Source organism: Rhabdonatronobacter sediminivivens (genome assembly GCF_013415485.1).
GTDB classification, from domain to species: Bacteria; Pseudomonadota; Alphaproteobacteria; order Rhodobacterales; family Rhodobacteraceae; genus Rhabdonatronobacter; species Rhabdonatronobacter sediminivivens.
Map to the genome: position 1 here is coordinate 1 of NZ_JACBXS010000040.1, position 19259 is coordinate 19259.

General features: G+C 68.8%; 15 protein-coding genes and 1 tRNA gene. 8 read left to right on the forward strand and 8 right to left on the reverse strand.

The window, feature by feature from the left end:
- Window positions 1-262 precede the first annotated feature (262 nt).
- The 4 genes from parA to HUK65_RS15070 all read right to left on the reverse strand — a co-directional run bounded on the left by parA (window position 263) and on the right by HUK65_RS15070 (window position 5414).
- Complete coding sequence (gene parA, locus HUK65_RS15055) at window positions 263-904, reverse strand: ParA family partition ATPase (RefSeq protein WP_179907099.1); 642 nt, start codon at window positions 902-904, stop codon at window positions 263-265.
- Between the two features lie 189 nt (window positions 905-1093).
- Complete coding sequence (locus HUK65_RS15060) at window positions 1094-3703, reverse strand: AAA family ATPase (RefSeq protein ID WP_179907100.1); 2610 nt, start codon at window positions 3701-3703, stop codon at window positions 1094-1096.
- Window positions 3700-4821, reverse strand: a complete 1122-nt coding sequence (locus tag HUK65_RS15065) for a metallophosphoesterase family protein (protein WP_179907101.1) — start codon at window positions 4819-4821, stop codon at window positions 3700-3702. The genes HUK65_RS15060 and HUK65_RS15065 overlap by 4 nt, the downstream gene beginning before the upstream one ends.
- Before the next feature lie 116 nt (window positions 4822-4937).
- A complete protein-coding gene (locus HUK65_RS15070) occupies window positions 4938-5414 on the reverse strand; it encodes a PRC-barrel domain-containing protein (RefSeq protein ID WP_179907102.1) in 477 nt (158 codons plus the stop codon).
- Between the two features lie 200 nt (window positions 5415-5614).
- On the opposite strand from HUK65_RS15070, the gene HUK65_RS15075 reads away from it, so the two are divergent.
- From HUK65_RS15075 to HUK65_RS15090, 4 genes are all read left to right on the forward strand, one after another.
- Window positions 5615-7468 carry an ABC-F family ATP-binding cassette domain-containing protein gene (locus tag HUK65_RS15075; protein ID WP_179907103.1) on the forward strand — a complete coding sequence of 618 codons (1854 nt, stop codon included), beginning with the start codon at window positions 5615-5617 and terminating at the stop codon, window positions 7466-7468.
- 107 nt (window positions 7469-7575) lie between these two features.
- Window positions 7576-8829: an aminotransferase class V-fold PLP-dependent enzyme gene (locus HUK65_RS15080; RefSeq protein ID WP_179907104.1), complete on the forward strand. Its 1254-nt coding sequence runs from the start codon at window positions 7576-7578 to the stop codon at window positions 8827-8829.
- Between the two features lie 19 nt (window positions 8830-8848).
- Window positions 8849-10276, forward strand: a complete 1428-nt coding sequence (locus HUK65_RS15085) for a cryptochrome/photolyase family protein (RefSeq protein WP_179907105.1) — start codon at window positions 8849-8851, stop codon at window positions 10274-10276.
- 115 nt (window positions 10277-10391) lie between these two features.
- On the forward strand, window positions 10392-11600 hold the full coding sequence (locus HUK65_RS15090; protein ID WP_179907106.1) for an SAM-dependent methyltransferase: 1209 nt from the start codon (window positions 10392-10394) through the stop codon (window positions 11598-11600).
- Window positions 11601-11606: 6 nt separating this feature from the next.
- Here the strand turns inward: HUK65_RS15090 and HUK65_RS15095 are convergent, their stop codons facing one another.
- Complete coding sequence (locus HUK65_RS15095; protein ID WP_179907107.1) at window positions 11607-12200, reverse strand: lytic transglycosylase domain-containing protein; 594 nt, start codon at window positions 12198-12200, stop codon at window positions 11607-11609.
- 177 nt (window positions 12201-12377) lie between these two features.
- On the opposite strand from HUK65_RS15095, the gene ssb reads away from it, so the two are divergent.
- Window positions 12378-12857, forward strand: a complete 480-nt coding sequence (gene ssb / locus HUK65_RS15100; protein ID WP_179907108.1) for a single-stranded DNA-binding protein — start codon at window positions 12378-12380, stop codon at window positions 12855-12857.
- Window positions 12858-13038: 181 nt separating this feature from the next.
- On the opposite strand, the gene HUK65_RS15105 is transcribed toward ssb, so the two are convergent.
- From HUK65_RS15105 to HUK65_RS15115, 3 genes are all read right to left on the reverse strand, one after another.
- A tRNA-Gly gene (locus HUK65_RS15105) sits at window positions 13039-13112 on the reverse strand.
- Between the two features lie 139 nt (window positions 13113-13251).
- Window positions 13252-14412, reverse strand: a complete 1161-nt coding sequence (locus tag HUK65_RS15110) for a zinc-binding dehydrogenase (protein WP_179907109.1) — start codon at window positions 14410-14412, stop codon at window positions 13252-13254.
- Window positions 14413-14491: 79 nt separating this feature from the next.
- Window positions 14492-15253, reverse strand: coding sequence for an RNA methyltransferase (locus tag HUK65_RS15115; RefSeq protein WP_235442180.1), 762 nt, complete (start codon window positions 15251-15253; stop codon window positions 14492-14494).
- Window positions 15254-15377: 124 nt separating this feature from the next.
- Here HUK65_RS15115 and HUK65_RS15120 point away from each other — a divergent pair, with 124 nt between their 5' ends.
- From HUK65_RS15120 to HUK65_RS15130, 3 genes are all read left to right on the forward strand, one after another.
- The gene (locus HUK65_RS15120; RefSeq protein WP_179907110.1) at window positions 15378-16004 is read left to right on the forward strand and encodes a thiamine phosphate synthase; all 627 of its coding nucleotides are present in this window, start codon (window positions 15378-15380) and stop codon (window positions 16002-16004) included.
- Window positions 16005-16171: 167 nt separating this feature from the next.
- Window positions 16172-17617 (forward strand): aldehyde dehydrogenase family protein, encoded by a 1446-nt coding sequence (locus HUK65_RS15125; RefSeq protein WP_179907111.1) that lies wholly within the window; start codon window positions 16172-16174, stop codon window positions 17615-17617.
- A 151-nt stretch (window positions 17618-17768) separates the two neighbouring features.
- Window positions 17769-19259 (forward strand): alpha/beta fold hydrolase, encoded by a 1491-nt coding sequence (locus tag HUK65_RS15130; protein WP_179907112.1) that lies wholly within the window; start codon window positions 17769-17771, stop codon window positions 19257-19259.

Below are 19259 nucleotides of genomic sequence, written 5' to 3' on the forward strand. Positions count from 1 at the left end.
CCCCCCCCCCCCCCCCCCCCCCCCCCCCCCCCCCCCCCCCCCCCCCCCCCCCGCCCCCCCCCCCCCCCCCCCCCCCCGCCCCCCCCCCCCCCCCCCCCCCCCCCCCCCCCCCCCCCCCCCGCCCCCACGCCTGTGCGGTGGCTGCGCAGCAGCTGCCGTGCAGGGGGCGGGAGTGCTGGTTTCCGGGGGGTGCCTTGCGTCCGTTCCTGCGCGTGTGCTCAGGACTGGCTGAAGCCGGACGGATGCGCGCGATCGTGGCGGGTCAGAAGCAGCCCCGGCTGCGCGCCAGCTGGGCCAGTTCGGTCAGTTCCAGCCGCAGGGCTGCGGCGGCACCGGGGCTTTCGATTGCTCCCAGCCCCTGCCCCAGCGCCTGGGCATAGGCCACACGGTTGGACAGACGCATTGGCGCAAGCTCGGCATCCAGCGCGGCGGCGGCCTCGGCGACCTCGGCATCCAGCCGGGTGCGGGCGCGGGCGCGGTTGAGCACGATCAGCGCCGGTTTGCCCGCCCGCCGCGCCAGGTCCAGCACGCCTTCGGTCGCCCAGAGGTCCACATGGCTGGAGGCCACCGGCACCAGAACCAGATCGGCCTCGCGCAATGCGGGGCGCAGGTCGGCATCGGCCTTGGGCGGTGTGTCCACGATCACCACATCCGCCTGCCCGCGCAGTTTCTCGCATTCATAACCCACCCCCCAGGCCGAGGCCGTGGCGAACTCCACCCCCGGATCGCCCAGAGCCTCACGCCGGGTCATGAACCAGCGGCCCAGCGAGCCTTGCGGATCGGTATCCAGCAGCGCCACCCGGAGGCCCTCGCGCGCCAGGGTCACGCCCAGATTGACCGCCAGCGTGGTCTTGCCCGCCCCGCCCTTCTGCTGTGCGATGGTTATGACCTTGCCTTTTGCCATGCCTGCTCCTCCGGATGGCCCGGTCCCGATGCCCCGGCGGCGGCCCTGACGGGCACTGCTGTGGCACGGAACGCAATTGCTGCAGCGCAGCATTACCGCAGAAACACCCTGGATGCCAGCCTGTTGCAAAGGTGGCGCCGGATGCGCCCGGCTGCGTTGCCGTTCTGCCGCGCTTATGTCAGGGCGCGGTCAGTCCAGGCTGATCCCCGGGCGCGCGCCGCCCAGGTCCTGAAACGCCAGCTGGCGGCAGGTCAGGACGATGATCTGCTGGTCACGCGCCACCCGGGTCAGCGCCGTGAACATCCGCATGATCCGCGCGTCATCGGAAAAGACCAGCGCATCATCCAGAATGATCGGCAGATGCTGCCCCTGCCGTGCGAACAGCCGGGCAAAGGCCAGCCGTGTAAGGATGGCGATCTGTTCGCGGGTGCCGCCTGAAAGCGCGTCAAAGCTTTCTTCGGTCTCGCCCCGGGTCAGACCGGCGGGCAGCAGGCTGTCACTGTCAAAGCTGAGCGCGGCATCGGCGTGCAGGATGGACAGCAACGGCGCCAGTTCCTGCTGCACCGGGCCGAAATAGGCGTCCTGTGCCGCGCTGCGTTCGGCTTCGAGCGCATCGCGCAAACGGGTCAGGGCATTGGCGCGGCGGCTCAATCGGGCCTCGTGCTGGCGGGCGGCTTCGGTTTCACCGGCCAGCGTGTCGCGGCGTTCCTCGATCCCGTTGCCCGCCAGGGTGCGGATTTCCGAGGACAACGCGGCCAGTTGCTCGGCGGTCGCATTGCGCTGGCGCTCGGTGGTTTCGATCGCCTGGGCGGCGCGGGTCAGTTCGGCCTCCAGCGTGTCCAGATCGGGCGCTTCGGCGCTGAGGCGGTCCAGATCGACCTGGGCGGTGTCCAGCGCGGCTTCGGCCTGCGCAACTTCGGCCAGCAGGGTGCCGCGCCGGGTGTCGCGGGTTTCGGGCGGGGCGGCTTCGGCGCGGGCACGGTCCAGGGTCTGCGCGGCGGCTAGAGCATGGGCGCGGGCGGCGCTGTCGGCGGCGCGGGCATCGGCATGGGCATCGCGGGCAGCGGTCAGGTTGTCCTCTGCGCGGGTGAGTGCGCGGCGGGCCTCATCCAGCTTGGCCTGCAGCGATTCGAGCGCGGGCAGCGGGTCATCATGGGCGCGGGCGGCGGCCAGTTCGGCCTCGGCCAGGGCGGCGCGCAGGGGGTCGGGGCCCTCCGGGGCCAGAGTGTCCATGACCAGTTGCGCGCTGTCGGCCTGTTGCGACATCTCACGGCGCCGGGCGGCAAGCGCGCGGGCGGCGGCGATGTCCGAGACTTCGGCGCGGTCCAGCAGGGCCTGCAGCGCGGCCTCTGCCTCGGCCAGCCGGGCGGTGCCGTCGCTGCCCTGCACCGGCGCGGTGATGGCCAGCTGGCCGATCCCGGGCAGGTCCAGCACGCTGGCGCCCTGCAGCAGCACCTCGCCTTCGGGCAAGGGCGCGCCGTTGCGGGTGATGCGCGCGGTGCCGGTGTAGCGGGCGCGCAGGGTCGTGGCCTGCGCCGCCAGCGCATTTTCGGCCTGATCCAGCGCTGCCTGCGCGGCCTCGGTGCGGGCCAGCCAGTCCGGCGTGGCGGGGTGCGCCTTGAGCTGCGCGCGCAGGGTGTCACGGCTGCGCAGCGCCGCGTCGATGCGCTGAAGCCGTTGGGTCAGAGCCTTGGCCTCATCGCGGGCCTTGCGCGCGGCGATCTGGACATGGGCGCTCTCCAGCGCCTTTTGCGCGGCCTCTTGCGCCGTTGCGGCGGTGGCGCGGGCGGTCTGGGCCTGTTCCAGGCGGGTCTGGCACGCGGCCAGATCCTGCGCGGCGGTGCGGGCGGTTTCTGCCGCCCCGTGCGCTGCCGCCTCGGCCTGTGTCAGCGTTTCCAGCGCCGCCTGAAACCGGCCCAGCGCATCGCGTGCGGCCCGGGCGCTGGCGGCGGCCAGATCGCGGGCGTCCTGCGCGGCGCGGCGGCGCGCGGCATGGGCCTGCGCGGCCTGCATCGCCTCTTGCGCCTGCGTCAGGGCAGCGCGGCGGCGCGCCTCGGCCTGAGGGTCCGACAGGCGCTGCAGCTGCGCTTCGGCTTCGGTCCGGGCGTGCAGGGCGGTGTCCAGCTGGGCCATCTGGGCATCCAGTTCGGACAGGCGCTCTTCCAGCGCTGCAAGGGTATCGCGCGCCTCTTTCCACGGCCCTGTCGGGCGCCCTGTGCGCGTGGTGATCTGGCCCAGATCGGCGCTGACCTGGCGCATCACCCGGTCCATGCGCCGCCCCCCGGTCATGGCGTCGATCTCACCGGCGACCGAGGACAACAGATCGCGCCGGGTTTCGGTCAGCTCGGCCTTTTCGGCGGGCTTGTCCGGCTCCAGCCCCAACTGCCCCTGCCGCACCCACAACAGCCCCGCCGGCCCCTTGCCGCCCGCGCCCAGCAGGGTGGCGATCCAGCGCTCGGCCTCATCCTCCTGAGCGATCACGGCGCCATCGGGTTGGCGCAGCACCCGGGCCGAGGCGCGTGACAGAAACCGCTTTTCGAGGCGGAACAGCCCGGCGTCGGTTTCGACATCGGCCGCCACAGTGACCGCGCCGCCAGCATAGGGCTGCAATCCCTGCACATGGCGCGGGCGGGCGCTGTGTTTTTCAAAGAACAGCGCGTGGAGCGCGTCAAAAAAGGTGGATTTGCCGAACTCGTTCGGCTCGGCCACCACGGTGATGCCATCGCCGATGCCGGTGATCGAGGCGCGCTGACCGGCAAAGCGGCGCACGTTTTCCAGGTGCAATGCGCGCAGCTTCATGCGCGATCCTCCAGCGCATAGGTGAACAACTGTTGCAGCGCGGCGCGGGCGGTGGCGCGGATTTCGGGGTCAAGCGCGGGGTCTTCGGCCTCTGCCACCAGGGTTTCGGCGGTGGCGCGCAGGGCGCCATGGTGGTCGATCAGGTCCAGATCGGTGCCGTCCTGCACCAGCGCCAGGGCATCGCTATCGGCCCGGTGCCACAGGAAATCCGGCGCCACCCGGGCGATGGCATGGTCCAGATCGGCGCGGGCGGCGGGGCGCAACTGCCCGGAAATGCGCAGGTCCAGCAGGGTGCGCGCGCGATCCGCAAGCTCAGGCAGGACGGTGGCATGGGCGGCCAGAGGGTCATCCTGCGCGTCCAGTTCCAGCCGCAGCCGGGACCAGTGCAGCGCGCCCGTGGGCAGGGCTGTCACCCGGGGCGGCGCGCCGGGTCCGTCCAGTTCCACCAGCAGGGCCGAGGGGGGCGTGGCGTGTTTGAAACTGTCGGCCTCAGGGGTGCCGGAATACCAGCAGCGCGGGCCGATCTGGCGCTGCCCGTGCCAGTCGCCCAGCGCCAGCCAGGCCAGCCCCGCGCGCGCTGCCCGGTCCGGGGCGATGACCGCGCTGCCGCCCTCTTCGGAACTGTCGAAATCGGTGACCGAGCCATGGGCAAGGCCGATGCGCAGGGCCTCGCCCGTGTCCGCGCTGTCGAACCAGTCGGTCAGGTCGCGCCCCGGATGGCGTTCTGCGGGCGGCGCAGGCAGGATCACCGCGCCCGGCAGCGCGTGGGGCGCAGGGTCCAGCAGCGCGGTCACATTGGCAGGCGCATCGCGCCGCACCTGCCGCCAGAGTTCGGTTGCATTGGCGTGGTCATGGTTGCCGGGCAGCAGCACCCATTCGACGCCTTCGGCCCCGGCCATGGCGTTGAGCGCATGGCGCACGGTGGTGGGTGCCGGGGTGGTCTGGTCAAACGTGTCGCCCGCCAGCAGGACATGCGTTGCGCCATGGGCGCGCGCCAGATCGGCCAGACGCGGCAGGGCTTCGGCCCGGGCCTGGCGCAGGCGGGCGCGGACATCTTCGGGGAAGCGGCCAAAGGGCTTGCCCAGATGCAGGTCAGAGCTGTGCAGAAACCGAAACATGCCCTGTTGTGGGCCAGCCCGGGGTGATGGTCAATCGGCCTCTGGCAGCGCTTGCCTGAAAATGCCGCCGCACCCGGGGGCGCGGCGGCGGAGTGCGTCAGGTCAGGGCGCGGGGATCAGTTGCCACCAATGGCGTCACCACCACCATCCATGGCGCCACCACCCGCAGCACCGGTGCCCATGGCATCGCCGCCGACACCTTCATCTGCCGGGGCGGGGATGAACTCGCGGTCGCGGGCGACGAATTCCTCATACTCTTCCAGCTGGTCGCGGCTCATGGCCAGAACCACCTCGCGCGCGTCCCAGTTGATCTCCAGCTCGCTCCATTCGACGGCGATATCCTTTGAACCGAAGCCCAGGAACCCGCCGACCGAGATGATCGCTGCGTTGATATCGCCGGTATCGGGCTCCAGCAGGATATCGTCGATCGACCCGATGCGTTCGCCATCGGTCGATTCCACGGCGGCACCCAGCACCCAGCCGCCCAGCAGCTCATCCGGGCTCTGTTCCGGGATGACCACCTCCTGCGCGATGACAGGCGCGGCCAGCATGGTCGATGCAGCGAAACCAGCGGCAAGAATACGTTTGTTCATGGTGTCCTCCTTTGCAGGTTGATCTGAGGGCCAATGACGGTGGCTGGACGCAGGTTCCGCCCTTTCCGGCGAAAAACCGGGGGTGCAGGAGCAATCGGGCGAAACCGGCAAGGAACCGCCGTCCCGCGGCACGGGTTACGGCAAGTTTCTGCCGCTTTGCCCCCGTTGACACCCCGCGCGGCATCCGGCAGAGACCCGCCATGCTGCGCATTGATGACATTTCCTATTCGGTCGAGGGACGGCCCCTGTTCGAGGGTGCCTCGGCCACCATTCCCACGGGCCACAAGGTCGGGCTGGTGGGGCGCAACGGCAGTGGCAAGACCACGCTGTTCCGCCTGATCCGGGGCGATCTGACGCTGGAAGGCGGCGCCATCACCCTGCCCGCGCGCGCGCGCATCGGCGGTGTGGCGCAGGAAGTCGCCGCCACCCAGGACAACCTGATCGAAACCGTTCTGGCCGCCGACACCGAACGCGCCGCTTTGATGGCCGAGGCCGAAACCGCCACCGACCCAGCGCGGGTTTCCGAGGTGCAGACCCGGCTGGCCGATATCGACGCCTGGTCCGCCGAAGGGCGCGCCGCCACCATCCTGCGGGGCCTGGGCTTTGACACCGCGGCGCAGGCGCGGCCCTGTGCCGATTTCTCGGGCGGGTGGCGGATGCGCGTGGCGCTGGCGGGGGTGCTGTTTGCGCAACCGGACCTGCTGCTGCTGGACGAACCCACCAACTATCTGGACCTCGAAGGCGCGTTGTGGCTGGAAACCTATCTGCGCAACTATCCCCATACGGTCATCATCATCAGCCATGACCGCGGGCTGCTGAACCGCGCCGTAGGGTCGATCCTGCATCTGGAGGACCGCAAGCTGACGCTCTATGGCGGCGGCTATGACACATTCGCCCGCACCCGCGCCGAACGCCGCGCCGTCGCCCAGGCCGAGGCCCGCAAGCAGGAAGCGCGGCGCGCGCATATGCAGGCCTTTGTGGACCGGTTCCGCGCCCAGGCCACCAAGGCGCGCCAGGCGCAAAGCCGGATCAAGATGCTGGAGCGGATGCAGCCCATCATCCTGCCGGCCGAGGCCGCGCAGCATGTCTTTACCTTCCCCGCCCCCGAGGAGCTGTCCCCCCCCATCATCGCGCTGGAGAATGTCGCCGTGGGCTATGACGGCCCGCCGGTGCTGAAACGGCTGGACCTGCGCATCGATCAGGATGACCGCATCGCCCTGCTGGGCCGCAATGGCGAGGGCAAGTCCACCCTGTCCAAACTGCTGGCCGGCAAGCTGGAGCGGCAGAACGGCCAGATCACCCGCGCCTCCAAGCTGCGGGTGGGCTATTTCGCCCAGCATCAGGTGGATGAGCTGCATCTGGATGAAACGCCCCTGCAGCACCTGATGCGCGAACGCCCTGGCGTGCAGCAGCCCAAACTGCGTGCGAAACTGGCCGGGTTCGGGCTGATGGCCGATCAGGCCGAAACCGAGGTGGCGCGGCTTTCAGGCGGGCAGAAGGCGCGGCTGTCGCTGCTGCTGGCCACGCTGGATGCGCCGCATATGCTGATCCTGGACGAACCCACCAACCACCTGGACATCGAAAGCCGCGAGGCGCTGGTGGAGGCGCTGAACGCCTATGACGGGGCGGTGGTGCTGGTCAGCCATGACATGCATCTGCTGTCGCTGGTGGCAGACCGGCTGTGGCTGGTCTCGGGCGGGACAGTGGCGCCCTATGAGGGCGATCTGGAAAGCTATCGGGAGTTCCTTCTGTCCGGGGCCACCGCTCCGGCGCAGGCGTCCAGACCCGCCGAAAGGCCCAAGACCCCACCGCCGCCAAAACAGACCCGCCAGACCCTGCAGGCCGAGTTGCGCAAATGCGAGGCCCGGCTGGACAAGCTGGCCGAGATGCGGGCCCGCCTGGACAAGAAGCTTGCCGACCCGGAGCTTTATGAACCGGCCCGCGCGCGGGATCTGATCGAATGGCAGACGAAATACGCCGAACTGGAAACCGCCACCAAACGGGCCGAGGCGCTCTGGATGGAGGCGCAGGAACGTCTGGACGCAGCGGGCTGATCCCGGCGCCATCAGGGCCCGGGCGTATCCGCACGCTTGCGCCCGGGCCCTCTTGCGCGCAAGCTGCGCCGATGCACAGCTTCCGCGCAGAAAGGCCCGATACCGACATGACCCCACTGGACACCGCCCCCGGCAAACTGGACCTGCGCTATGTGCGCGCCCAGTTCCCGGCCTTTGCCGAAACCGCGCTGCAGGATCAGGCCTTCTTTGAAAACGCGGGCGGCTCCTACACCTGCGCGCCGGTGATCGACCGGCTGACCCGCTTCTACCGCGAACGCAAGGTCCAGCCCTATGGCGCCTATGCCGCCAGCCAGACCGCCGGCGCCGAAATGGATGAGGCCCGCGACCGCCTGTCCGCGATGATGGGCGTGGCGGCCGAGACGCTCAGCTTCGGCCCCTCCACCACGGCCAATACCTACGTTCTGGCACAAGCGTTCGGCGAGATGCTGCGCCCCGGCGATGCGATCATCGTAACCGATCAGGACCACGAGGCGAACTCAGGCCCCTGGCGGCGGCTGGCCGCGCGCGGGATCGAGATCCGCGAGTGGCGCCTGGACCCCGCCACCGGCCATCTGGACCCGGACGCGCTCTCCGCCCTGCTGGATGAGCGCGTGAAACTGGTCGCCTTCCCCCATTGCTCGAACGTGGTGGGCGAGGTCAACCCGGTGGCAGAGCTTTGCACCATGATCCGCAGCGCCGGGGCGTATAGCTGCGTCGATGGGGTGTCCTATGCCCCGCACGGGCTGCCGGATGTGGGGGCGCTGGGGGCCGATATCTATCTGTTTTCCGCCTACAAGACCTATGGCCCGCATCAGGGGCTGATGGTGATCCGCCCCGAACTGGCCGAGGCTCTGCCCAGCCAGGCGCATTACTTCAACGCCGATGTCCCTTATAAACGCTTCACCCCCGCCGGGCCGGACCATGCCCAGATTGCCGCCTGCGCAGGCATGGCGGATTATCTGGACGGGCTTTATGCCATCCACTTCCCCGATGCGCCGGAGCCCGGCCCCGCCGGGCGCGCGGCGGCCGTGCATGACCTGATGCGCACCCATGAAACCGCGCTGCTGCAGCCGCTTCTGGATTACCTCGCCGGGCGCAATGACCTGCGCCTGCTGGGGCCATCAAGCGCCGAGGCCCGCGCCCCCACGGTGGCGCTGGCCCATGCCCGCCCCGGCGCCGATCTGGCCCGCGCGCTGGCCGGTCACGGTGTCATGGCGGGCGGCGGCAGCTTCTATGCCGACCGGGCGCTGGCGGCGCAGGGGATCGACCCCGCCCATGGCGTGCTGCGGCTGTCCTTTGTGCATTATACCACCCGCGCCGAACTTGACCGCCTGATCAACGCGCTAGATCAGGTGTTGTAACGCAATTTTCAGGCGCCGAATGTCCGATACATCTCCGATAATCCTGTGGTTCCGCCGTGACCTGCGGCTGGCCGATAACCCCATACTGGCCGAGGCCGCCGCAACAGGCCGCCCCCTGATCCCCGTCTTCATCCGTGACCCGCTGGTTGATGCGCTGGGTGCCGCGCCGAAATGGCGGCTGGGGCTGGGGTTGGAGCGCTTCGCCCGGACGCTGGAGGGGCTGGGCAGCCGCCTGACCTTGCGCGCGGGCGATGCGGCAGAGGTGCTGGAGGCGCTGATCAGGGAAACCGGCGCAGGCGCGGTCTGGTGGGGCCGGCAATATGACGCCGCCGCCCGCGACCGCGACGCCAAGATCAAGAAACCCCTGCAAGAGCGCGGGATTGATGCGCGCAGCTTCGCGGGCCATGTGATTTTTGAGCCCTGGGAGGTCGAAACCGGCAGTGGCGGCGCCTACAAGGTCTATTCCCCCTATTGGCGCGCCGTGCGTGACCGTGACGTGCCCCAACCAGACCCCGCGCCCAGGTCACTGAAAACGCCAAAGGACTGGCCCCGAAGCGACCCTCTGGCGGATTGGTCCCTGAGTGATGCGATGAACCGGGGCGCCGATGTTGTCGCCACCCATGTCTGCGTCGGCGAAGACGCCGCCCGCGAACGGCTGGACAATTTCATCTCCAACTGCATCGACGGCTACAAGGCCGAGCGCGATTTTCCCGCTGTTGAAGCCACCTCGCGCCTGTCGGAAAACCTCACCTGGGGCGAGATCGGCATCCGCGAGGTCTGGCACGCCGGCGCCCGCGCCATGCAGAACGGCGCCCGGGGGGGCGAGCATTTCCTGAAAGAGCTCGTCTGGCGCGAATTCGCCTGGCATCTGCTCTATCACCACCCGCGCATGGACCGGGACAACTTCCGCCCCGAATGGGCTGATTTCCCTTGGCAAACCGATGCCGACACCGACGCCGTGCTGCGCTGGAAACAGGGGCGCACGGGCGTGGCCTTCGTCGATGCCGCCATGCGCGAGATGTATGTCACCGGCACCATGCACAACCGTGCGCGGATGATCGTGGCCTCCTACCTGACCAAGCACATGCTGGTGCATTGGAAGGTGGGGCTGGACTGGTTCGCCGATTGCCTGATCGACTGGGACCCGGCTTCGAACGCCATGGGCTGGCAATGGGTGGCAGGCTCCGGGCCTGATGCCGCGCCCTATTTCCGCGTCTTCAACCCGGACCTTCAGGCCGACAAGTTCGACGCCAAGGCCCGCTACCGCCGCCGCTTCCTGGCCGAAGGCGCGCGCGCGCCCCATCCGGATGCGCTGGCCTTCTTCGACGCCTGCCCGCGCTCCTGGGCCCTTTCGCCGGACATGGCGCCACCGCCGCCGCTGATCGCGCTGGACAAGGGGCGCAAGGCCGCGCTGGCCGCTTATGAGCGCCTCAAAGCCGATGCCTGACGCAACGAAATCAGGACGCCGCATCAAAAACGCTGGACTTGCCGCGGGCGTTCTGCGGACAGAATTAACGAAAGACGTGGCGCAGACCACGCGCAGGGACGACAGGGAAGTGACCATGATCCTGACCACCACCGACGGGCAGCGCGATCTGCCCCGCTATTTTGCCCACGCCTTCCGCATGGCGCAGGCGCTCAACCGCGGGCGTCTGGATGTGATCCTGCCGGACGGGCGCCGCTTCCGCGCCACGGGCGAGGCGCCCGGCCAGGTGGCTGAGATCACCGTCCACAACCCGGACCTGTTCGCCCGCCTGATCCGCGAAGGCGATATCGGCTTTTCCGAAGCTTACATGGAGGGGTGGTGGAGCACCCCTGACCTGCAGGCCTTCATGGACCTGATCAATGACGGCAACCCGTCGGTCTATGACGATGTCCTGCCCATGCGCCTTCTGCGCCCGTTCGAGCGTCTGCGCCACTGGCTGCGTTCCAACAGCCGCACCCAGGCGCGGCGCAACATCGCGCATCACTATGACCTGGGCAATGATTTCTACCAACTCTGGCTCGATGACACGATGACCTATTCCTCGGCCCTGTTCCGCACGGGCCAGGAAACGCTGGAACATGCCCAAACCCAGAAATACGCCGCTTTGGTGGACAAGCTGGAACTGCGCCCCGGCGATCATGTGCTGGAGATCGGCTGCGGCTGGGGCGGATTTGCCGAATACGCCGCGCGCGAACGCGGACTGCGGGTGACGGGGCTGACCATCAGCCAGGCGCAGCATGACTATGCCGTGGCCCGGATGCAGGCCGCCGGGCTGCAGGATCAGGTCGAAATCGTGCTGCGGGATTATCGTGATGAACGCGGCGCCTATGACGGCATCGCCTCGATCGAGATGTTCGAGGCGGTGGGCGAACGCTACTGGCCGGTCTATTTCCGCACCCTGCATGACCGCCTGAAACCCGGTGCCCGCGCCGCGCTGCAGGTCATCACCGTCCCCGATGACCGGTTCGAGGCCTATCGCACCCATGTCGATTTCATCCAGAAATACATCTTTCCGGGCGGGATGCTGGGCGCCGTGACCCCGCTGACCCGGCAGGCCGCACAGGTGGGCCTGACCATGGTGGACACGTTCGATTTCGCCGAAAGCTACAGCCAGACCCTGCGCCGCTGGAACGAGCGCTTCAACGAACGCTGGGCGCAGATCAGCGCCATGGGCTATGACGACCGCTTCCGCCGCATGTGGGAGCTTTACCTGACCTCCTGCGCGGGGGCGTTCCGCTCCGGCAATTGCAACGTGGTGCACATGACGCTGGCGCGGGCAGGCTGAACGCGATCAGCCCGCGCCCAGGATGATCTGCACATACTGGCGGGTTTCCTGAAACGGCGGGATGCCACCATGCGTGTCCACCGCCCCCGGCCCGGCGTTATAGGCCGCAAGCGCCAGTTCCCAGTTGCCGAAGCGGTCATACATCATGCGCAGGTAGCGCGCGCCGCCCTCCAGGTTCTGTTCGGGGTCAAGCGGGTCCACCCGCAACAGCCGCGCGGTTTCCGGCATCAGCTGCGCCAGCCCCAGCGCGCCCTTGCTGGACACGGCCGCGGGGTTCCAACGGCTTTCCTGATGGATCAGGCGCAGGAACAGATCCTCGGGCAGGTTGTGGCGGCGCGCAGCGGCGCGGGCCATCTGCAGGAAGGGCCCGTTATAGGCCCCGTCATAGGCCGGGATCGCAGGGTCCCGTTGCCGGTCACTGGGCGGCAACAGCCGGTCCGAGCGCGAATACTGCTCCGACAGCCGCCCATCCAGCAGCCGCATCTGGTTCTGCATCACATCCGCGCGCGACGAAGACGACTGGCTGGCCAGGTTCAGACCCTGCGCCTGGGCGCCAAGCGGCAGGCAAAGCGCCGCGACAATTGCGAATGCAGCTTTCATGCGGGCCCGTCCCTCGGTTCTGTCCTGATCCGCGTCTGCGTGCGATGATACCTGAAGCGTGCCATTTTTCCAGCACCATCGCCCCTGCCCCGGCGATTCCAGCGTCCAAGGCAATGGAGAAACCCCGCGCGCTGGTGTATTCCGGGTCCAGAACAGATTCGAGGAAGGAACAGCGACATGGCGGGTTCGGTCAACAAGGTGATCCTGGTGGGCAATCTGGGCCGCGACCCCGAGGTCCGGACATTCCAGAACGGCGGCAAGGTCTGCAACCTGCGCATCGCCACATCCGAGCGCTGGCGCGACCGCAACACCGGTGAAAACCGCGAGCGTACCGAATGGCACACGGTGGCGATCTTTTCGGAACCGCTGGTGCGCATCGCCGAGCAATACCTGCGCAAGGGCTCCAGCGTGTATCTGGAAGGGCAGCTGGAAACCCGCAAATGGCAGGACCAGTCCGGGCAGGACCGCTACAGCACCGAGGTTGTCCTGCGCCCCTACAAGGGCGAGTTGACGCTGCTGGGCGGGCGCGGAGAAGGCGGCGGCGGTGGCAGCCCGGATCGCGGTTATGGCAGCGATGACCGCGGGATGCAGGGCGGCGGCAATCAGGACCGCGGCTATGGCGGTCCTTCGGACATGGATGACGAAATCCCCTTCTGATCCGGCCCCGGCCCGAAGGCAGACCCGGTGACGGGTCTGCCATATGGCGCTGAGCGCCCCTGGCGCCAGACCTGCCGTTGGCGGTCCCCAACCCGGTGCAGCCCGGCCAAACCGGCATGGCGATCTGCCGCAATGCGGCCAATCCCGCCGCATTCGCCGATCACTCACCTGTCAGAACATCTGGAGCGGGTAGCGGGAATCGAACCCGCACGACCAGCTTGGAAGGCTGGGGCGCTACCATTACACCATACCCGCCGCTCAAGGGCACAGGTAACGCTGCTTTCCCGCCGCGTCAAGACGCACCACCGCGCCGCTGCGCAGCGTGGGGGCGGCGCGCAAGGGTGGGTGGGTGGGCGCGCCGACCGCTCGCTGCGCGGCGGCGCGCGTCAGGGTGTCAGCCGTCGGCCTCCAGCATCTCGGGAAAGGGCACGATGGTGGATTTCACCGTGCGCATGGCCATGGCATCGGCGACCGCGCGGGTCACACCATCCTGATCGAACGGATAGAGCGTCTGCATGTCGAGCCACGGGTATTTGTCGGCGGCGTGGTGCAGCATCTTCACCCCCAGCGCCAGGTCATTCTCGGTGAACGCCCACGACCCCATGATGGTGATATCCTTGGCCACGAACCGGTGCCAGTTGGTCATGATCGACCCGGCATCGGTGAACTGCCCCATTTCGATGTAGAACCCCGAATCGCGCAGGAATTCGATCCCTTCCGGCCCGGCGGTGGGGTGGCCGGTGCAATCCATCACCACATCGGCCCCGAACCCCCCGCACAATTCGCGCACATGGGCGATGCGCTCCGCCTGATCGGTCATGGTGGAAATATCCACCGTCGCCACGGCGCCGAAGCGGCGTGCCAGCTCCAGCCGCGGGCTCTCCGGCGCGCCCACGCAGATCACCTTGCCTGCGCCCATCTCCTGCGCCGCCGCAATCGCCAGAATCCCGATCGGCCCGGACCCCTGCACCACCACCGTATCACCCCATTTGAACCCGCCCATCCGCTGCGCCCGCGCAAACCCGCGGATGGTTGAGGTGATCGGCTCGGACATGGCGCCCAGCCGCAGGGACATGTCATCAGGCAGCTTGTAGATCTTGGTGCCGGGCAACATCTCCAAATCCACATAGACATATTCCGCCCAGCCCCCCCACAGATGCGGCGGCTTGTCGAAGCCCAGGTAGCGGCCGTAATACACGGGCGTCTGGCAGCGGTTGGAATGTTCGGGGTAGTGCTTGCAGTAATAGCACTCGCCGCAGGGCATGAAGGGCGGGATCATGATCTTCGACCCTTCGCCGATGGGCTGGTCCATCCAGTCGGTCTTCAGCTCCGGGCCGATCTCCACCACCTGCCCCGAGATCTCATGCCCCAGCGTGAACGGCCAGGGCAGAGGCTTCGGCCAATGGCCCTTCAGGATATGCAGATCGGTACCGCAGACGCCGCAGGCGGCGACCTTGATCAGCGCACCCTTGCGGCCGACCTTCGGCCAGGGGACCTCGCGGATTTCGGCCGTGCCGCCGGGGCCGGAAAAGGTAGAGACTCGGATCATCGACATGGGCTCCTCCCTGAAGCATCCGGGCGCCCGCGCGCCCGGTGTCAGGGTAAGGCCAATGTCCCGCCCGTTACCAGAGCCTTCACGCGCCGTGGGTCCGCGCCAGCTTGCGCAGGATGCCATGCAGCGTCTGCACATCGGTCCGGGTCAGGCGCAGGCGCGTCCACATGTTGCGCAGGTTCAGCTTCATTCCGGGCGCCTTCTGCTCCGGCTGGAAGAACCCGGCCGCACCCAGGCGCTCTTCGAAATGGTCGCCCAGGCGTTCGACCTCGATCGCACGGGCCAGATCGGTGCCGGCCAGCTCGGTGACTTCAGGCGGGACGGTGGTGGTCTGGCGGCCCCATTCATAGGCCATCAACAACACGCATTGCGCCAGGTTCAGCGAATAGAAGGCCGGGTTGACCGGCACGGTGATGATGGCATTGGCGCGGGCGATGTCCTCATTCTCCAGCCCGGCACGTTCGGGGCCAAACAGCACCGCCACCCGCCTGCCCTGCGCGATCATGGCGCGGGCCTGCTCCATGGCGCGTTCAGGCGTCAGCACTGGCTTGGTCAGCCCGCGCCCGCGGGCGGTGGTGGCCAGCACCCAGTCGCAATCGGCCAGGGCGGCGGGCAGGTCATCGAACCGGCCCGCCCGGTCCAGCACCGGACTGGCCCCCGAGGCCATGGCCACCGCGCGCGGATTGGGCCAGCCATCGCGCGGATCAACCACCCGCATGGTGTTGAGCCCGAAGTTCAGCATGGCGCGGGCGCTGGCGCCGATATTCTCGCCCATCTGGGGACGGACCAGCACCATGACCGGGCCAGACGGTTCCGCCGTCAGCATCTCCTCGCGCGCCTGCATGATCCCTGCCCCCGTTTCGCATCTGCCGTGCCATAGCGCCCGGCGGGCGCGGGCGCAACGGCGCGCGCTTGCCGCCGCCGCCGCGCTTGGCTATGACGCCCCCAGCATATCAGGAGCGCGCGCCATGACCGCACCGACCCAGGATCGCCCGCAGATCTACCTCATCACCCCCCCGGACCCGGACCCCGAAAGCTTTGGGCCGCTGCTGTCGCGCGTGCTGGATGCGCATCCGGTGGCCTGCCTGCGCCTGCAAACCGCGCTGCAGGACAGCGACCGCATTGCCCGCATCGCCGATGCCCTGCGCGAGATCGCCCACGCCCGCGACGTGGCGCTGGTGATCGAACGCCACGCCCTGCTGGCCGAACGGCTGGGACTGGACGGGGTGCACCTGCCCGATGGCGGGCGCGGCCTGCGCAAGCTGCGCGCCGATCTGGGCAAGGACATGATCATCGGCGCTTTCTGCGGGACCTCGCGCCATGACGGCATGTCGGCGGGCGAAGCGGGTGCCGATTACATCGCCTTTGGTCCCGTCGGCGACGCGGGCCTGGGCGATGGCCAGACCGCGCCGCACGAGCTGTTCGAATGGTGGTCACAGATGATCGAACTGCCCATTGTGGCCGAAGGCGCGCTGACCCCGGAGCTGGTCGAATCCCTGACCCCCGTCACCGATTTCTTCGCCTTCGGCGCCGAGGTCTGGGACACCCCGGACCCGGTCGCCACCCTGACCGGAATGGTCGAACGCATGGGCTGACAGGCCTGCGCCGCGCCCGGTGCACAAGACCACGGCAGCCGCCATAGGGCCGAAGGGAACGCCCCGGCCCTCAAGGCGTTCGGCCTTGAAACCGCGCGCGGCCTGCGGCGGGTCTTGCACCCGCCCGCGCGCAGTGACAGGCTGTGCCGCAACAAAGGAGACACCCCATGCAAGACAAACGCAATTTCTACATCAACGGCGCCTGGGTGGCGCCCGTCGAAGGCACCGATCTGGAGGTCATCAACCCCTCGACCGAGGAACCCTGCGCGGTGATCAGCCTGGGCGGACAGGCCGATACCGATGCCGCCGTCGCCGCCGCAAAGGCCGCGCTGGAGGGCTGGATGTATGCCGACCCCGCAGACCGCCTGGCCGTGGTCAAGCGCATACTTGAGGTCTATCGCAGCCGCTCCGATGACATGGCGCTGGCCATCAGCACGGAAATGGGCGCGCCCATCGACATGGCGCGGGCTTCGCAGGCGGGTGCGGGGGAATCGCATATCCGGAATTTCATCGCGGCCTTTGACAAGGTGGAGTTCATCGCCCCCCTGGGCGATCACGCCCCCGAGGACCGGATCATCAAGGAGGCCGTTGGCGTCTGCGGGCTGATCACGCCCTGGAACTGGCCCATGAACCAGGTCTCGCTCAAGGTGATCCCCGCGCTGCTGGCGGGCTGCACCATGGTGCTGAAACCTTCGGAGATTGCGCCGCTGTCCTCGATCCTGTGGAGCGAGATCCTGGACGAGGCCGGGGTGCCCAAGGGCGTCTACAACATGGTGAACGGCGACGGGCCGGGCGTGGGCACGCAGCTTTCGGTGCATGCAGACGTGGACATGATCAGCTTCACCGGCTCCACCCGCGCAGGCATTGCGATTTCGAAGAACGCGGCCGAGACATTGAAGCGCGTGCATCTGGAACTGGGCGGCAAGGGGGCGAATGTCATCTTTGCCGATGCCGATGAAAAGGCCGTCAGGCGCGGTGCCATGCATTGCTTCAACAACACCGGCCAGTCCTGCAACGCGCCCACGCGGATGCTGGTGGAACGCTCGGCCTATGACCGCGCGGTGGAGATCGCCGCCGAGACCGCCGAGGCGACGGCAGTGGGGCTGGCCTCGGAGACGGGGCGGCATATCGGTCCGCTGGTCAGTGCGGCGCAGTTCGACAAGGTGCAGGACCTGATCCAGAAGGGGATCGACGAGGGCGCGCGGCTGGTCGCCGGTGGCCCCGGCCGCCCCGAGGGCTTCAACCGCGGCTATTTCGTCCGCCCCACGGTCTTCGCCGATGTGAACAACGACATGACCATCGCGCGCGAGGAGATCTTCGGCCCGGTGCTGTCGATCATCCCCTTCGAGGGTGAGGATGAGGCGATCCGCATTGCCAATGACACGGTCTATGGCCTGACGAATTACGTCCAGAGCCAGGACGGCGCGCGGCGCAACCGCATGGCGCGGCGCCTGCGGGCCGGTATGGTCGAGATGAACGGCAAGAGCCGCGGCGCGGGCTCACCCTTTGGCGGGATGAAGCAATCGGGCAACGGGCGCGAGGGCGGTGTCTGGGGGATCGAGGATTTCCTGGAGGTCAAGGCCGTGTCCGGCTGGTCGAACGATCATAGCTGAGACTCTGGCTTTGAGGGGGGAGCGATCGAGACCCCCATCGAGGGGGTCACGATCGCGCGCGGCGCCCCGGGCGGGGCACGCGCCGCCCTTGCCCCGCCGCTGATCCGGGACCGGCGACCGCGCGTATCCCTGGGGGTTGAGTGGAGGTCCCATGCGGTGGATTGTGGCGCTGATGGCGCTGGGGGCGATGGCGCTGTCCATCTGGGCGCTGGAGCGCGACCGCTCGGGCCTGGTGATCGCACCGCTGGCCGTTGAGGGAGGCACCCCGGCGACGCTGTATCTGCGCGCGGGCGGCAGTGTGGCGCCGGTGGTGGTGATTGCCCATGGATTTGCGGGATCACGCCAGTTGATGGAGCCGTTTGCGCTGACCCTGGCGCAGGCGGGCTATGTGGTGGCCAGTTTCGATTTCGAAGGCCATGGCCGCAACCCGCGCCCCATGTCCGGCAATGTCGATGCGCTGGACGGCACCACCCGGATGCTGATGGCAGAAACCGCGCGGGTGGCGCGTGCTGCACTGGCGCATCCGCGCGCCGATGGGCGGGTGGTGTATCTGGGGCATTCCATGGCCTCGGACATCGTGGTGCGGCAGGCGCTGGAGGAGCCTGCGGGGGACGCCGTGGTGGCGGTGTCCATGTTCAGCGGCGCGGTCACGGCGGAGGCCCCGCGCAACCTGCTGGTGATTGCCGGAGAATGGGAGGCGCGGCTGGCCGAGGAAGCCCTGCGCGCCGCGCGGCAGGTGGACCCCGGGGCCGAGGCATTCGAAACGCTGGGCGATCCTGCGGCGGGCACGGGGCGGCGCGCGGTGATTGCGCCCAAGGTAGAACATGTCGGCGTGCTGTACGCGCCGGTGTCGCTGACCGAGGCGCGCGACTGGCTGGACGCGGTGTTCGCGCGCCAGAGTGACGGGCCGGTGCCGGTGCGCGGCGGGTGGATCGTGCTGCTGCTGGTGGCCACGGTGGCGCTGGGCTGGCCGCTGGCGCGCGCCTTGCCAGCGGGGGCGGCGCCCGGCCCGGAGATCCCGCGCGGGCGCTTCCTGCTGGCGGCGCTGCTACCTGCGGTGGTGGTGCCACTGGCGCTCTGGCCGCTGGAGGTGCGGGTGCTGCCGGTGCTGGTGGCCGATTATGTGGCGCTGCACATGGGGGTTTACGGGCTGATCCTGCTGGCGATCCTGGGCCAGGGCGGGCATTTGCGCGGGGCCTTTCCGGCGCGGGTCTGGTGGATCGCGGGCGCGGTGGCGCTGTTTGGGATTGCGGTGCTGGGCGGGGTGATTGACCGCTATGTGGCCTCGTTCCTGCCGCATCCGGGGCGGCTGGCGGTGATTGCGGGCCTTGCGCTGGGGGCGGTGCCCTTCAGCTTGGGCGAGGCGCTGCTGACCGGGGGCGGCACGGGGCGGCTGTGGCGGGTGCTGGTGGCGCGCGGGGCGTTTCTGGCCTCGCTCATGGCGGCGGTGGCGCTGGATTTCGCGGGGCTGATGTTCCTGCTGATCATCCTGCCGGTGATCGTGCTGTTCTTTGCGCTGTTCGGCACCATGTCCGGCTGGGTGGGGCGGCGCACGGGGCTGCCGGCGGCGGGGGGGATCGGCCTGGGGCTGGTGCTGGCCTGGGCGCTGGGGGTGACCTTTCCCATGTTCGCGGCGGGGTGA